Origin of the sequence: Natrinema sp. H-ect4 (genome assembly GCF_041894845.1) — an archaeon.
Classification (GTDB): Archaea; Halobacteriota; Halobacteria; order Halobacteriales; family Natrialbaceae; genus Natrinema.
In genome coordinates this window covers 116,403-131,638 of the sequence record NZ_JBHDYC010000002.1, presented here as the reverse complement: position 1 = coordinate 131,638, position 15,236 = coordinate 116,403, and the positions used below count along the sequence as shown (strand labels likewise).

Below are 15,236 nucleotides of genomic sequence, written 5' to 3'. Positions count from 1 at the left end.
TTGCTGACCAGTTTGCGGTATACCTCCTCGAGCGGCTCCAGATTTTGTTTTCCGGAGAAAAAACGGTTTCCCGCCGACTCGGTCAGGCAGAACCTGGGACTGTGGGCATACGTTTTGTATCTGGCTGTGCTACAGACAGCCATGGAAATTCGTGAAGCAACTGACTCGGACGCTGCAGCGATTCGCTCGATCGCACACGACTCGCTCAACTCCACGTATACGGCATTTCTCGAGGAAGAGACCATCGACGAGGCGATCGACCAGTGGTACGGCGACTCGCTCGACGACGAGCTCGACGACGACCGCTCGCTCTTTCTGATCATCGAGCGTGACGGCGAGATCGCTGGCTTCTCACAGAGCGAACTGGTCGGCCAGCAGGCGAACACCGGCCACTTGCTCTGGTTGCACATTCATCCCGACCACCGCGGCGACGCGACCGGCGTTCGATTGCTGGTCCGCACTCGCGAAGCGTTACTCGAGGAAGGAGCGGACGGAATTCAGTGCTTCGTTCTCGCGGACAACGAGGGTGGTAACGAGTTCTACCGATCTCACGGCTTCGAGCAGGCCGGCCAGCGCGAGGTCGAGATCGGCGACGAAACCTTCACGGAAAACGTCTACGTCGAGGCGAACCTCGAGGGCGACGACGAGTGGGGGGCGATCGACGAGGTCACCACCGACGGCGAGACGGTCTACGTGAGCTACGGGGAGGCCGCTCGCGGAACGAGGGCGCCGTTCTACACGACCTACAAGAGCGAGGATCGCCACGACCGCTACGCCTGGTTTTGCGGGAACTGCGACTCGATCGACAACGCAATGGACGCGATGGGTCGGATCGAGTGCAACAACTGTGGCAACCGGCGCAAGGCGACCCGGTGGGACGCGTCGTACCTCTAGTAGAGTCGGCCCTTCCGTCTCCGACCCCTTTCGTCTCCGACCCCTTCCGTACTCGTCCCTGTTCTCCTCTCTGACGACTTCCCCTTTGACGATTGGCTACACCCCTGGCTCTGTTGAACGGCATGTCTCACTCCAGACCGACCATCCGGCGTGCGGTGGCGCGCGCTGTCGACAGGCCGAACGAAAGTGAGGTCGGTCGATACCACTGCGCGAGGGATGAGCGAGAGAACGAAGTGAACGAGCGAATCGGTTGGGGAGGGCGTGGCGATTCCGTGTTGCCACGATAGCAGGACACTTCTTTCATTGAACTCACTACCGAATACCCTGCTCAGTAAATCACCACCGAATACCCTGCTCAGTAAACGGACTCTCTTGAGCAGACGTACTGTGAGAAGTCAGCAACTCGATTCAAACCGATCCAGCGCTCGAGGCCATCCCTCGAGCCGCCCCTACGCCCCTACCTCGACTCAGGCGTGTTCGTCGACGAACGCTTCGATCCGGTTGAGTGCCCGTCGGAGATCCTCGAGCCCGGTCGCGTAGGAGACCCGAAGGTGGCCCTCACCGCTCCCGCCGAAGACATCGCCGGGGACGACGGCGACGCCCTGTTCACGCAGGACGGCCTCGGCGAACTCCTCCGCGGTGAACCCCTCGGGAACCTCGGGGAAGCAGTAGAACGCGCCCTTGGCCTCGAAGACGTCCATCCCGATCTCGCGAAAGCGCGAGAGGACGAACTGCCGCCGGCGGTCGTACTGGTCGACCATCTCCCGGACGTCGTTCGCACAGGAGTCCAGGGCCTCGATCGCGGCGTACTGGGCCGTCGTGGGGGCCGACAGCATCGTGTACTGGTGGATCTTGTTCATCGCGCCGATGGCGTCGGCTGGTCCCAGCGCATACCCCAATCGGAGCCCAGTCATCGCGTGGGCTTTCGAGAAGCCGTTGAAGACGATGGTTCGCTCGCGCATTCCCTCGAAGCTCGCGATCGAGGTGTGCTCGCCGTCGTAGGTCAACTCGGCGTAAATCTCGTCGGAGAGGACCGTCAGATCGTTCTCGCGGGCGAAGTCGGCGATCGGCTCGAGGTCCTCGGCGGGCATGATCGCGCCCGTCGGGTTGTTCGGGTAACAGAGGACGAGCATATCCGCGTCGGCCGCGCCGGCTCGCTCGAGGCCTTCGACCGTTAGCCGGAAATCGTCTTCCTCCCTCGTCGGGACGGGAAGCACCTCGCCGCCGGCGAAGATGACGCCGGGTTCATACGAGATGTACGACGGCTGGGCGATCGCGACCGTGTCGCCGGGATTGACGAACGCCCGGAAGGCAAGATCAACCGCCTCGCTCGCCCCAGCGGTGACGATGATCTCCTCGTCGGGGTCGTACCCCAGATCGAAGCGGTCGGCGACGTAGTCCGCGATCGCGTCACGGAGTTCGCGCTTGCCGCGGTTGGCCGTATAGGAGGTCTTTCCCTGCTCGAGAGACGTGATCGCAGCGTCACGGGCCGCCCACGGCGCCGCGAAGTCGGGTTCGCCGACACCAAGTGAGATGACCTCGTCGCGTTCCTCTGCGATCTCGAAGAAGCGCCGAATGCCCGATGGCGGGACCGTCTGCACCCGGTCTGACAGTTCGAACGTCATGATCAGGGTGAAAAGGAGAGGCGGTCGTCGCCCTCTCCGTCGCCGAGTTCGATCCCGTTCTCCTTGTAGGATGTCATCACGTAGTGGGTGACCGTCTGGGTTATCTCGGGGACTGGGGCGACCTTTTCGCTGATGAACTGCGAGACCTCGCGGATCGAGTCGCCCTCGACTTCCATATCGAAGTCGTAGTCGCCGCTGATCAGCCGCAGGGCCTTGACCTGCGGGAATCGTGCGAGGCGCTCCGCGATGTCGTCGTATCCCGTCTCGCGGTCGAGCGTGACGTTCAACTCGACTTCCGCGCGGACCCGCTCGTCTTCCAGTTTGTCCCAGTCGACGACCGCCTGGTAGCCCCGGACGAGGCCCGCTGCCTCGAGTTCCTCGATGGCTGCCTCGACCTCGTGCTCCTCGAGGTCGGTCATTCGCGCGATATCCGCCGTGGAGTAGCGCGCGTTCTCACGAAGCAACTCGAGCACCTCGCGTTCGCTCATACCGCTTGGAAGCGGGAGCGCGAGTAAAGTTCTAACGTTGTTCGGCCGACGGACCGCGGCGGGTCCGAAGTGCGCCGACTCCAGTTGGGATCGGCTCCGTGATGCGGCGTCTTCCCGCGTGACCCCGTTCAGTGGCACTCGAATTCGAAATCACGCGACGTTCGTCGTCGCGGGGGCTCCCTTCGCCCGTCCCGTCTTCGATTCCGGTCCGCTGCTGATCGCCGTGGGAGCGCAGACGTCCGGCTTCGATGGTGGACTTTATTACTAGTACACTGGAACGTCCCGATACGGTTCGAGGTACCTATGGACGATTCGAGACAGCCGCCGTCGATCGATCAACTCGAGGCGCGCTTCGAGGAGGAACCGCGAGAGTGGCTCGTGACATGGGTCGAACGACTCACAGAGAGCGACGCGGGGATGCGGAAAGCGACGCTTCGTACCCTCCGACAGTTCGCCGAACGGCAACCGGCTGCGCTCGAGCCCGTCCTGACGACGCTGTCGCTCTTTCTCACTGACGAGGAGCGCTCGATTCGGTTGACGACCGCGAAGCTGTTCGTCGTCGTCGCCGAGGCCGAACCTGATGCGGTCGAGTCAGTCGTCTCATCTCTCGCTGACCGGTTGGCCGACGACGACGAGTTCTACTACGTGCGCGCTCGTTCGGCGGAGGCGCTTGGCTACGTCGCGCGGGATCACCCGGAGGTGGTCGCTTCACCCGAGGTGGTAGCGGACCTGCGAATCGGATTGTCGTTCGACGAGCCCGAGGTAAGAGAGAAGTTGGCGAAAGCGCTCGAGTACGTGGCGCTGGGCGACCAGGACCGACTCCGACATCACGTTTCGGACCTGGCCAGCCATCTCACCGATTCGAACGAACTCGTTCGCTATCACCTCTGTACCGCGCTGGTCGCGGTCGGCTGTGCGTATCCCGACACGTTGTCCGAGAGCACCGCTGCACTGTGCGACCGATTGGACGACGAGAGTCCCTACGTTCGGGGGCGGGCGGTCGAGGCGCTGGGCCTGCTGGCCCGGTCGGATTCGGACGTGTCGATACCCGACGTGCGTTCGGCCGCGGACGACGATGCCGCGGCGTTCCTCGCCGATCGAGTCCGCTATGCGACCGATGAGGACGACGGGCCGGGAGATACCGCTCTCGAGAAAATCGGGACGATACCGGCGCTCCGTGACCGAACCGACGAGATCGTCGATGAGATCACCGCTCCCGACGGCGACGAGTGTCCCTACTGTGGGCTCTCGCTCCCCGAACCGGGACCGCCGATCTGTCCGCAGTGCGGTGGCCCCCGCTGACGCGGCACGACAATTAGGCCGGCCTAAAAATCGGAACGGTTTTATATTTTAGGCAGACCTAAACCAGTATGACGGGCGAACTGGGGGAGATCGACGTACTGGCTCGACGAGAACGCGTGACGGGCGGTGGGACGGTCATCGGCGGCGTGTCGGTTCCGGGACAGCCGTCGCCATTCGGTATCAGTAGCGTGTCGATTCCGGGACAGTCGTCGCTATTCAGTATCAGTAGCGTGTCGATTCCGGGACAGTCGTCACTGTCCGGTATCGGTGGCGAATCACTCGACGGAACGACGGGCCGTTCCTGGCATACCGCCCCGATCGAACCAACCGGTGTGTGCCGACGATGAGCGGGAGGAAGTCACGCGTCGCGACGGGAGAGCCCGCGACGTCGCGACGAAACGAGACGCGGTTCGGGTGGCTCCTCGATCCGAAACTCGCCACGGTGGTACTCAGCAGCCTCGCCATCGTGTTCGTCGGCGGACTGATACAGGTGAGCTACGGTGCGTACTCGATGACGCACATGGAGGCGTGGCTCGCACTCTTCAACCCGAACGTGGTGTTCAATCCGCAGGCCTGGGACGCGTTCTTGCTCGGCGAGGCGATGCCCGAGATGGGCACCGAAAGCCTCATCGTCTGGAACATCCGCCTCCCGCGGGTGTTCGTCGCGGTCCTCGTCGGGATGAACCTCGCCGTCTCGGGGGCCATCTTTCAGGCGGTGACCCGGAACGAACTCGCGAGCCCGTTCATCCTTGGCGTCTCCTCCGGGGCGGGGCTCATGATCTTGCTGACCCTCGTCGTGTTCGGGAGTTTGACGGCGTTCCTTCCGCTGATCGCGGCCTTCGGTGGGGCCGGTGCGTTTCTCATCGTCTATGTCATTGCCTGGAAGAACGGCACCTCGCCGGTCCGACTGGTGCTCGCCGGCGTGATCGTCGGAACGGTCTTCGGCTCGTTGCAGACGGCGCTGTTTTTCTTCGCGGACGATATCGGCGTCGTCCAGTCGGCCATCGCCTGGACCACTGGGTCGCTTACCGGGACCGACTGGGAACAAGTCCGACTCGTGCTCCCGTGGACAATCGTGGTCGTTCTCCTCTCTATCGCCGGCTCGCGACAGATGAACGTCCTCTTGCTGGGCGAGCAGACGGCAAAGTCGTTGGGGATGTCGATCGAGAAAGTGCGGTTCGCTCTCTCGGGGGTCGCGGTCCTCGCGGCGGCGGCGAGCATCGCCGTCGCTGGAATCGTCGGGTTCGTCGGCCTCATCGTCCCGCATATGGTTCGAAATCTGGTCGGGAGCGACTCGAAGAAACTGATCATCGGCTGCCTGTTCGTCGGTCCAGCGTTGATGGTCGCCGCCGACGTGGGCGCGCGACTCGCGTTGAGCCCCACACAGATTCCCGTCGGCATCGTCACCGGACTCATCGGCGGCCCGTACTTCCTCTATCTGATGCGAAAGCAAGAGAGCATGGGTGAGATCTGAATGGGACGCGCCGGTATGGGCGGGCGACGGACGAGTCGTCGAGCGTGGTACTCACGACAAGTTGCTCGCAGCGAACGGTCTGTACGCTACTCTGTGGCGCGTGTAAGCCAGCGAAATAGGTGAACTGTCCGAAACACATCTCGGACGGGACGCTCACAGGACGATCGGTGACCGACGATAATTTTTAGGCCTGCCTAAAAATCGATGGAGTTTTAATGTTTTAGGTTAGCCTAAAATCATGGACGGGGAAGAGACGATGCGCGAAGTACCGACACGCAGAGACGCGCTGAAGTACGGTGGAGCGCTCGCAACCGGCGCTACCCTCGCTGGCTGTTCGGATCTGGTCGGACAGGAGGGGGACGCGGGAACCGAGACGACCGGAACCGGATCGTACTCCGTGTCGATGGAGCCGATGGGGACGGTCTCGTTCGACCAGGTGCCCGAGCGATGGGCCGCGTACGACGGCGGCTACGCCGATATGGCCGTCGCACTGGGACAGGCCGACGGGTTGACTGGCGTTGGCGGCGCGGATCGCTACTACACCTATGTTTACGACGAACTGCCCGGTGTGACGGTCGATCGAGACGTCATCGAGCGGTATCCGGAGGTTCGAACCAAAGAGGAGTTCTACGAACTCGAGAGCGATGTTCACCTGTACGACCCCCAGATGCTCATCAACTGGTTCGACTGGAACGAGGGGGATGTCGAGGAAATCGCGTCGACGGTCGCGCCGTTCGTCGGGAACCTGATCTTCCGACGATCCGATGAGTGGCACGACTATCGCTACTACACGCTGTACGAGGCCTTCGAAACGGTGGCCGAGGTGTTCCAGCAACAGGAACGCTACGAGGCGTTCAGCGAACTCCACACCGAGTTCATCAGGTCGATACAGGAGCGGCTCCCGCCGAGTGGTGACCGGCCGGAGGTTTTCCTCACGTTCGAAGGGACCGAAGAACCGAAGACGTTCTCGCCGTATCGACTCGACGACGCGGGGACGAGCAAGAAACAGTGGCGCGACCTCGGCGTCCGCGACGCACTGGCGGGGACGGACATCGACAATCTCAGCACCACGAACCGCGGTGAACTCGACTACGAGAACCTCCTCGAGATCGACCCTGACGTGATTCTCGTCCGCGGTCACGAGCGAAAATCCGCCGCGGAGTTCCGGGACGTCGTTCTCGACTACATGCAGAGCCATCCCGTCGGGAGCGACCTCACCGCAGTCCAGAACGGACGAGTGTATCGCGGCGGCTACCTCAATCAGGGACCCATTCACAACCTCTTCCTGACCGAGCGAGCGGCGAAGCAGCTGTTCCCCGATGAGTTCGGGGACGTGACCGGCGACGACCACCTATTCGATCGGCAGGAAGTCGCGGACATCATCAACGGGGAGTTCGACCGATGAACGACAATACCGACGGAACGACTGGAGCACCGACGCGGCGAGACTACATGAAGTACGGCGGAACGGTCGTCGGTGGCGGACTGCTGGCGGGCTGTTCGGACCTCGCCGGCCAGAGCGAACCGGGTTCGTCCGACGAGTCGGACGGCTCGTATTCGGTGACGATGGCCCCGATGGGCGAGGTTTCGTTCGACTCGCCGCCGGAGAGCATCTTCACGCGGCTGACCCACCACGCAGGCATGGCGTTCGCCCTCGGACGCGGGAACGACGTCAACGCGATGCACGCATCCGACTACTACGACGGGCTCTGGAACCAGTTTATCGAACGACTGCCGGGCGTCACGTTGGACTGGTCGGGATTGTATTCCTCCTGGGATCCGGACGAGGAGATGCTCTACGATCTCGACAGCGATATCCACCTCGCCGACCCGGCGAGCGTGAACGCCCTCGATAGCTGGGACGCAGCGGATATCGAGGAGATCGGCGAGACCGTTTCCCCGTGGTTCGGGAACACGTTCAGCGATAGACACAATGAACCGCCGACCGAGTGGGTCGACCGCTACGAGTATTACACGCTCTGGGAGCTGTTCGAGAAGGTCGCAGCGGTGTTCCGCGAAGAATCGCGCTACGACGCACTCGAGACGATTCACGCGGACCTGCTGGCAACGATCAAGGAGAACCTCCCGCCGGAAGAGGAGCGCCCGACCGCGGTCCTGGCGGGGATGAGCGACATCGAGAGTATATACGTTTACGCGCTGAAATCGCCCGGATTTCTGACCGCGCACATGCGCCCGCTCGGTCCGATCGGTGCCCTGGGTGACGATATCTCCGCCAACAACACGATCGACATGGAAGGGCTGCTCGAGGCGGATCCCGATGTCATCTTCGCGCTGGGCGGTATGAGTCCGCAAACGGATATGTTGCAGATACGGGAGGGACTGGGGAACCACGCCGTCGGACGGGAACTCTCTGCGGTCCAAAACGATCGCGTCTACGCGCAGGGGGCGCGCTACCAGGGGCCGATTCTGAACCTGTTCCAGCTCGAGATGACCGCCAAACAGCTCTATCCCGCGAAATTCGGGGAGTGGCCGACCTACGCCGAGGGTCCGTACCCCGAAATTCCGGAGGACGAACAGCTATTCGACCGGCAGGCGGTCGCGGACATCATCGCGGGGGACCACTGAATGCGCGCTCGAGAATGGGCGATCGCGGGAGCGTTCCGTGACCCGTCAGACTACGACATCCCCGACTTGCCGCCGTGGCGCGTCCATCGCAACGACTGCGGCGGGCTGGCATTCGCCGACGGGGAGGATGAGCCGTTCATCGCCGCCGACCACCCAGTGACAGTTAGACGCTAACAACAGCCATGATTGATACCGCTACCTTCACGACGAACGACGGACTCGAAACCCGTCCCGAACAGTCAGCAGACGACCGACTGCCCGAGCAACAACGAGCTACCGACAGGAGTAACGAGCGGGTCACCGATGAGTAGTACCGACACGACCGACGCGGCGGCGTTCGACCACGATGTCGTCGTCGTTGGCGGCGGTCCTGCGGGCTGTGCGGCGGGCGTCTTTACCGCGCGGTACGGGCTGGACACGATGATCTTCGACCGCGGGCGCTCTTCGATTCAGCGATGTGCCTACCTCGAGAACTACCTCGGCTTCCCCGCGGGAATCGACGTCGAAACGCTGTACGGGCTGCTGCACGATCACGCCGAGGAGGCGGGCTGTGAGATCGCTTCCGACCTCGTCGAATCGCTCGAGCACGTCGACGGCGAGGGCTTCGCCATCAGCCCGCAGGAAGGGGAACCGATCACCGCTCGTCGGGTGATCGCGGCCACGCGCTACGACGGCGAGTACATGCGCGGTCTCGACGACGAGACGGCGATGTTCGAGACGCACGAACACGACGGCGAGAAACACGAGCACTTCGACAAGGGGTACGCCGAGAGCGACGGGACGACGCCGGTCGAGGACCTCTTCGTCGCGTCGCCGTACGGCGAGACCGGCTATCAGGCGAGCATGGCCGCCGGACGCGGCACGCGGGTCGGGATCACCGTCGTCGAGGACGTTCGACGGGAAGCGGGATATCCCGACGCCGTGGCGAACTACTACGACTGGATGCGACGAGAGGCGGAACTGGACGGCGAGTGGCGCGACCGGGATCGGTGGCGGGAGTACTTCGACGACCGAGTGCCCGATGAGCACGACCTCGAGGCGGATCGTCTCGCCGAGATACGCAAGCGGGAAATCGACCGCAGGCTCGAGACGTATCTCGCCGATGATGACATCGAACGACGGATCGAACGCGGACACGAACGACTGCTCGAGCACATCGACGACGACCTGATCGTCGAAGCGGCGCGCGAAATCGAAACCGAACGCGAGAACGGAGGATCGTGATATCACTCCCGACAGCACGATAGCGGATCCCAGAATGCAGCCTGAAGCCGATACCGTCCCACGGCCGCGCTCGGGCGTGAAGAAGCGCCGGGTCTGCGCGTCGGGATTCGGATTCGCAGCGATCGTCCACACGTCGATCCACTACACGTCAATTTGCTACACATCGATTCAGTGACCGATGACCTGGGCCTCCCACTCCCTTCTCGTTCTCTATCTCGCGGAACAGCGGGGCTCTCCACCGATTTCGCCCGGACACGTGGCCGACGCGGTCGACCGTTCGCCGGCGGCGACGACGGAGATGCTTCAGCGGCTCGAAGCTGACGGCTACCTGACGTACGAACCGTACGACGGAGCGACGCTTACGGCCGAGGGACGAGCGACCGCCGACGAACTGTCCGAGACCGACGATACCCTTTCACGGTTTTTTCACGACGTGCTCGGACTCGACGAGTACGAGAGCGAGGCGATGGAACTGGCGGGAGCGGTCAGTCCGACGGTCGTCGACCGCCTCGCATCGACGCTTCTCGCTGATACTGACAACCCGTCTGAAGACACGGAGGGATCGCTCTCTTCCGCGCAGTCGGACTCTCGGTGAGCCGAGACTTCGTTCTCGGACGCGACCGACGACGACTGAGCGAAACCGCACTCTTTTTATTTTAGGCCTGCCTAAATAGAGTCAATGACCACCGGTACGCAATCGGACGCCGAACGCAACTCCGAACCGGATGCGGCCCACGGACCCGAGATATCGGTCTGCGAAAGCGGTCCTGACAGAGTTGTCTTCATCGAATCCGGGAACACTGAGGGATGGATTTCGAGCGACCGCGTCGTCGAATCGACTCGATAGCCTGTCTTCCAGCGGCTGCTTTCCCGTCGATATCTATTACGGTTGCGTTCAGCGAGTCCGTCGAGCAGTCGTCGTCGAGATATCCGTCGGCGCCGATCGAAATCGAAAATCGAACTGAAACTCTCGGAGCGAACTCGCGAGAGACCACCCGGAACTCGGTTGCGGTTGACCGCCCGAGTTACTGCGTTGCGGACTCGAGGACGAGGGTGTCGTCTTCGAGGTAGTGTTCGATGTGGTGGGTGTGTTCTTCGATGGTCTCGAGTTGCTCGCGAAGCATCTCTCCCGTCGCGTAGTCGCCGAGCCCCTCGGCGAGTTCGATGTGCTGACGGTAGCTCTCGATAATGTCGCCCATCATCTCGAGGTCGTTGGCGAGCGAGGTCCGGACGTCGTAGACGTCTTCGTCTTCGGCTTCGACCGTTGCGTTCTCCACGAGCGTCGTCATGCTCGCGTGTGGAACGCCGCCGAGCGCCTGGAGTCGCTCTGCGAGTTCGTCGGCCGCGGCTTCGACGTCCTCGTAGACCTCTTGGAGGAAGACGTGGACATCGAGGAACTCCGCACCTTCGACGTTCCAGTGGTGCTTGTGGAGTTGATGGTAGAGGACGTACGCGTCCGCCAGATCCGTGTTGAGCGCGTCGATGATCTGTTCGGCCTTTTCCGTGTCGAGTCGAAGCGCGTTCGATTCGACCGTGTCCGCTGCCTGTCGAGTGGTCTTTTGCGTGTTCATCACGTCCCATACTTGGGATGGAAGCCTCTTATAACTTTTTAATTTACGAACTATTTTTCGTACTGCCTAAACTATCGGTACCACCCCGTCAGATAGTAGCCACTGAAACGATTCACACTGATCGGACAGCTGTCGGTCGATCAGGCGTGCAATGACGTGCAGGGGCTACGATAGGCGTAGCAGAAACTGCGCAGACAGTGTCGCAACCGGCACGAGTCAGCGATAATTCTTGAACAAAAGCGCCCGGACGTCGTCTTTCGTCTGGACCTGTTCGCTCGAGCCATCCGGGAGTTCGACGCTGTACCGGTAGTCCGCCGAACTCGATTCGTCCCACTTGTCGTCGTGGGTCTCGAGCAGACTCATCATCTCGTCCAACATATCGTCGTCGTCGGCCGAGCCGTTTCCGTCCGTCTCGTCAGCCGAACCGTCTCCGTCCGCGCCCTCGTCGTCGGCTTCGTCCTCGTCGTCCGGTTCTCCCTCGGTCACCTCGCTCGTTCCGTCGTCGGCCGGTCCATCGTCGGCGTCCCCGTCGGTCGCTTCGTCCGACTCGGACTCCGGGTCTTCGCTGTCCTCGTCCACGATTTCGTCGGCCGCCGGCGTCTCGCCTTCGACGTAGGAAACCTCCTCGAGATCGTGCGGATCGGTTTCTCCGTCGATGGCGGCACCGACGGACGCGGCGACGTCGTCAGTCGCCGAAGAGTCGAACTCATCGGCGTCGATTTCGATATCCTCGTCGAGATTGTCGACCAGGAACTGGACGGCGTCGCGTTCGCGGACGAAACCGTACTTGCCGACGACCGACTCGGAGATCTCCTCGCGGAGGTACTGGATGAACGCGTACTGTTCGTCGGTGACCTCGAGCGTCTTCATACCCTGTCGATGCGGCCGGGGGTACTAATATGTAAGTCGTCACGAGCCGCGCTGCGAACCGATATCGCCTCGTGGAGCGTTGAAATTAAGGAGCTTCGACGGCCAGATTCGGGCGATCATGGACGACGTACTCGACTTCGTTGATATCGTCGCCGATTCGGAACTCGAGGGCGCGTTCGTGTGGCTCCTCCGCCTGGTCGGCCTGCTCGCCGTGCTGTCCGGCCTTGGTCTTTGGCTGCTATAGTAGCCACTGAAACGATTCACATACTGATCGCAACGCAGTCGTGCGATTAGATATGCATTGACTTTCAGTGGCTACTATAACTGACATGGGACTGCTCGTCGTCCCGCTCGCCCTGATCGTCGTCGGGCTCGCGGTGGCGATCGCCCCCGACGTTCTCCTCTCGATCGCGGAGATTTTCGGCTAGGGTCCTTGCCGGGCAGCCGGCAGCCGTTAGGAGCGGCTCCGCCCGATCGGGCCGGTTCAGTGAACGTGACGATTAAGGACGAACGAGACGAATCAGCGGTATGGTCATGAAAGAGTCCGACTCCGCACTCGAGGCCGGCGACGCTGCGCCCGACTTCGAACTCGAGGGCGTCGACGGCGAGACGTACACGCTCGAGTCCTTTGCCGACGCCGAGGCGCTGTTGCTCGTTTTCACCTGCAATCACTGCCCGTACGCGCAGGCGAAGTTCGAACTGCTAAACGAACTCTCTGCCGAGTACGATGACGTCGCGGTGGTCGGGATCAACCCCAACGACGCCGAGGAGTATCCTGACGACTCCTTCGAGAAGATGCAGGAGTTCGTAGCCGAGGGGGAAATCGACTACGACGCCTACCTGCGCGACGAAAGTCAGGCGGTCGCCCGCGAGTACGGCGCGGTCTGCACGCCGGACCCGTTCCTTTTCGCTCGGCGCGCGGCGCAACGCGCCGCGGAGGGGCGAGCGGCAGAGCCGCGAGCCGAGGACGGCGAGTTCGAACTCGTCTATCAGGGGCGTCTCGACGACGCGCTGAACCCCGACGATGAACCGACCCGGTTCCACATCCGCGAAGCCATCGACGCCGTGCTGGCGGGCGAGGCCGTCGACCTCGAGTGGCAGCCGTCTCGAGGCTGTTCGATCAAGTGGAAAGACGAGTAGGGGCTGATTCGACGCGGAACATCTGATTGGGACGCTGTCGGAGCCCCGGTTTAAGTGCTGGGCGTGGTAGGGTAGGTCGTGAGCCATCAGCCACGCGGTAACGCCCTCCGCGAGACCCTCGAGTCCGGCGAGGTCGCGCTCGGGGTCCTCGAGAACACGTACAGCCCGACGGTGGTCGAACTCTACGCGGCGCTCGGCGTCGATTTCGTCTGGATTGACCTCGAGCACGGCGGTCCGAGTCCGCGGGACGCCGGCCAGCTGGAAGCACTGCTTCGCGCGACGGACGGTACCGATACGGAGTTGCTGGTCCGCGTGCCGGACACCGATCCCTCGCTCGTTCGGAAAGCCCTCGACGCCGGCATCCGGAACGTCTTCCTCCCGCGGGTCGGGAGCGCCGAGGAACTCGAGGCGGCGGTACGAGCGGGCCGGTTCGAGTACGACGGCGAACCCGGGCGGCGCGGCATGGCCAACCCGCGTGCCAGTCGCTGGGGGCTGACCGACGACTACGTGAGCAGCGAGGACGGGTCGGTCGTCGTCGGCGTCACGATCGAGACCCAGTCGGCCCTCGACGATCTCGACGACATTCTCGCGGTGCCAGAACTCGGCTTCGTCTTCATCGGTCCGCTCGATCTCTCAGTGTCGCTCGGACATCCGGGCGAATTCGACCATCCGGCGGTCGAGGAGGCCGTCGAGACGATCAGGTCATCCGCCGTCGACGCGGACGTGCCGGTCGGTGGACTCGGGTTCGGCATGGATGACGTCAACCAGAAGGCACGAAACGGCTATCAGATGCTGAATATCGGCACGACGACCGGCGCGTTGCAGTCCTCGGTCACCGGCTGGCTGGACGACTACGACAACGAGTGATCGGCACGCGACTCGAACCGGACGGCGCGATGTCCGCGTTACCGTTGGACGGCACGCCGGTACTGGACCGGCCACTGCTTCGCAGCGTCGTCTGGATCGCGCTCGAGGTCGCCGGCCGCGCGGAGTCCGAAGTACGGATCACGCAGGAACTCCCGACCGACGAGTACGAGGTCGGCCCGGTCGTTGCGGACCAGCGCGTCGGCCTGTTCGGGTTCGGTGACGCCGCCGACCGCGCCGACGGCGATGTCGGCACCCTCTCGGACCCGCTCGGCCAGCGGCACCTGAAAGTTTGGCCCACCGGAGATCGTCTGGTCGGGGTGGATCCCACCCGAACTGACGTCGACCAGATCGACGCCCAGATCGGCGAGCGCGTCCGCCAGCCGCACCGACTGCTCGATATCCCACGACTCGCGGTCGTCGAGCCAGTCCGTCCCGGAGATGCGCACGAACACCGGCTTTCCGTCCGGCCAGACCTCGCGAACGGCCGCGACGACCTCGCGGACCAGCCGGGTTCGGTTCTCGAAGCTGCCACCATAGTCGTCCTCGCGGCGGTTCGTCACCGGCGAGAGAAACTCGTGGAGCAGGTAGCCGTGGGCCGCGTGGATCTCGGCGATCTCGAAGCCGGCCTCGAGCGAGCGCTCGGCCGCTTTGCGGTAGGCGTCGATCACGCCCTCGATATCGTCTTGATCGGCCTTTTGCATCGCCGGTCGGTCGCCGTCGAACGGCGGATACGCGTCCGGTGAGGGCGACAGTACCTCCCAGCCCGACGCGCCGGTCGGATCGGTCTCGTCCGGCGCAAGCGGCACGTTGCCGTCCCAGGGCCGCGTCTTACTCGCCTTGTGGCCCGCGTGGGCGAGCTGGATCCCCGGCACGCCGCCCTGGTCGCGGACGAACTCGGTAATCGGCTCGAGCGCAGCGGCGTGCTCGTCGCTCCAGAGTCCGAGGTCGTGCGGCGTAATCCGGCCGGCGGGATCGACGGCCGTCGCTTCGGTCATGACGATGCCGGCGCCACCCACGGCCCGGCTTCCGAGGTGGACGCGGTGCCACTCGGTCGGGAGCCCGTCCGTCTCGCAGGAGTACTGGCACATCGGCGAGACAGCGATTCGATTTGTAGACTCTATATCGCGTATCGACAACGGAGAGAGCAAATCAGCCATCGATCAGTGGTAGCCACGCCGGCGAGAAAACGGCCGTG

General features: G+C 63.1%; 17 protein-coding genes and 1 pseudogene. 13 read left to right on the top strand and 5 right to left on the bottom strand.

What is annotated here, in order from left to right; genetic code table 11:
* Positions 1 to 141 precede the first annotated feature (141 nt).
* A complete protein-coding gene (locus ACEWFR_RS03490) occupies positions 142 to 894 on the top strand; it encodes a GNAT family N-acetyltransferase (protein ID WP_098723902.1) in 753 nt (250 codons plus the stop codon).
* Positions 895 to 1,361: 467 nt separating this feature from the next.
* Here the strand turns inward: ACEWFR_RS03490 and ACEWFR_RS03485 are convergent, their stop codons facing one another.
* Together ACEWFR_RS03485 and ACEWFR_RS03480 are read right to left on the bottom strand one after the other, a co-directional pair.
* Positions 1,362 to 2,519, bottom strand: coding sequence for a pyridoxal phosphate-dependent aminotransferase (locus ACEWFR_RS03485; protein WP_374059732.1), 1,158 nt, complete (start codon positions 2,517 to 2,519; stop codon positions 1,362 to 1,364).
* A gap of 2 nt (positions 2,520 to 2,521) precedes the next feature.
* On the bottom strand, positions 2,522 to 3,007 hold the full coding sequence (locus ACEWFR_RS03480) for an Lrp/AsnC family transcriptional regulator (RefSeq protein ID WP_374059731.1): 486 nt from the start codon (positions 3,005 to 3,007) through the stop codon (positions 2,522 to 2,524).
* A gap of 303 nt (positions 3,008 to 3,310) precedes the next feature.
* Here ACEWFR_RS03480 and ACEWFR_RS03475 point away from each other — a divergent pair, with 303 nt between their 5' ends.
* The 9 genes and pseudogenes from ACEWFR_RS03475 (at position 3,311) to ACEWFR_RS03435 (ending at position 10,440) form a co-directional block, all read left to right on the top strand.
* Entirely contained in the window at positions 3,311 to 4,309 is a 999-nt protein-coding gene (locus ACEWFR_RS03475) for a HEAT repeat domain-containing protein (RefSeq protein WP_374059730.1), read from the top strand.
* A 68-nt stretch (positions 4,310 to 4,377) separates the two neighbouring features.
* Entirely contained in the window at positions 4,378 to 4,656 is a 279-nt protein-coding gene (locus tag ACEWFR_RS03470; RefSeq protein ID WP_374059729.1) for a hypothetical protein, read from the top strand.
* Complete coding sequence (locus ACEWFR_RS03465) at positions 4,653 to 5,783, top strand: FecCD family ABC transporter permease (RefSeq protein WP_374059728.1); 1,131 nt, start codon at positions 4,653 to 4,655, stop codon at positions 5,781 to 5,783. Before ACEWFR_RS03470 ends, ACEWFR_RS03465 begins: the two co-directional genes overlap by 4 nt.
* 25 nt (positions 5,784 to 5,808) lie before the next feature.
* A pseudogene (locus tag ACEWFR_RS03460) lies at positions 5,809 to 5,964 on the top strand (ABC transporter); the annotation flags it as partial.
* 57 nt (positions 5,965 to 6,021) lie between these two features.
* Positions 6,022 to 7,188, top strand: a complete 1,167-nt coding sequence (locus tag ACEWFR_RS03455) for an ABC transporter substrate-binding protein (protein ID WP_374059727.1) — start codon at positions 6,022 to 6,024, stop codon at positions 7,186 to 7,188.
* Positions 7,185 to 8,369 carry an ABC transporter substrate-binding protein gene (locus ACEWFR_RS03450; RefSeq protein ID WP_374059726.1) on the top strand — a complete coding sequence of 395 codons (1,185 nt, stop codon included), beginning with the start codon at positions 7,185 to 7,187 and terminating at the stop codon, positions 8,367 to 8,369. The genes ACEWFR_RS03455 and ACEWFR_RS03450 overlap by 4 nt, the downstream gene beginning before the upstream one ends.
* A 303-nt stretch (positions 8,370 to 8,672) precedes the next feature.
* On the top strand, positions 8,673 to 9,593 hold the full coding sequence (locus ACEWFR_RS03445) for an FAD-dependent oxidoreductase (RefSeq protein ID WP_374059725.1): 921 nt from the start codon (positions 8,673 to 8,675) through the stop codon (positions 9,591 to 9,593).
* 178 nt (positions 9,594 to 9,771) lie between these two features.
* Positions 9,772 to 10,188 carry a metal-dependent transcriptional regulator gene (locus ACEWFR_RS03440; protein WP_374059724.1) on the top strand — a complete coding sequence of 139 codons (417 nt, stop codon included), beginning with the start codon at positions 9,772 to 9,774 and terminating at the stop codon, positions 10,186 to 10,188.
* A gap of 84 nt (positions 10,189 to 10,272) precedes the next feature.
* Positions 10,273 to 10,440, top strand: a complete 168-nt coding sequence (locus ACEWFR_RS03435) for a hypothetical protein (protein ID WP_374059723.1) — start codon at positions 10,273 to 10,275, stop codon at positions 10,438 to 10,440.
* A gap of 178 nt (positions 10,441 to 10,618) precedes the next feature.
* On the opposite strand, the gene dpsA is transcribed toward ACEWFR_RS03435, so the two are convergent.
* Positions 10,619 to 11,164 (bottom strand): DNA starvation/stationary phase protection protein DpsA, encoded by a 546-nt coding sequence (gene dpsA / locus ACEWFR_RS03430; protein ID WP_098723892.1) that lies wholly within the window; start codon positions 11,162 to 11,164, stop codon positions 10,619 to 10,621.
* Positions 11,165 to 11,380: 216 nt separating this feature from the next.
* Positions 11,381 to 12,034 carry a hypothetical protein gene (locus ACEWFR_RS03425; protein ID WP_374059722.1) on the bottom strand — a complete coding sequence of 218 codons (654 nt, stop codon included), beginning with the start codon at positions 12,032 to 12,034 and terminating at the stop codon, positions 11,381 to 11,383.
* 79 nt (positions 12,035 to 12,113) lie between these two features.
* On the opposite strand from ACEWFR_RS03425, the gene ACEWFR_RS03420 reads away from it, so the two are divergent.
* From ACEWFR_RS03420 to ACEWFR_RS03410, 3 genes are all read left to right on the top strand, one after another.
* The gene (locus ACEWFR_RS03420) at positions 12,114 to 12,278 is read left to right on the top strand and encodes a hypothetical protein (RefSeq protein WP_374059721.1); all 165 of its coding nucleotides are present in this window, start codon (positions 12,114 to 12,116) and stop codon (positions 12,276 to 12,278) included.
* 284 nt (positions 12,279 to 12,562) lie between these two features.
* Positions 12,563 to 13,174: a thioredoxin family protein gene (locus ACEWFR_RS03415; protein WP_374059720.1), complete on the top strand. Its 612-nt coding sequence runs from the start codon at positions 12,563 to 12,565 to the stop codon at positions 13,172 to 13,174.
* 78 nt (positions 13,175 to 13,252) lie between these two features.
* On the top strand, positions 13,253 to 14,041 hold the full coding sequence (locus ACEWFR_RS03410; protein WP_374059719.1) for an HpcH/HpaI aldolase/citrate lyase family protein: 789 nt from the start codon (positions 13,253 to 13,255) through the stop codon (positions 14,039 to 14,041).
* A 38-nt stretch (positions 14,042 to 14,079) separates the two neighbouring features.
* On the opposite strand, the gene ACEWFR_RS03405 is transcribed toward ACEWFR_RS03410, so the two are convergent.
* Complete coding sequence (locus ACEWFR_RS03405; RefSeq protein WP_374059718.1) at positions 14,080 to 15,198, bottom strand: NADH:flavin oxidoreductase/NADH oxidase; 1,119 nt, start codon at positions 15,196 to 15,198, stop codon at positions 14,080 to 14,082.
* Positions 15,199 to 15,236 lie beyond the last annotated feature (38 nt).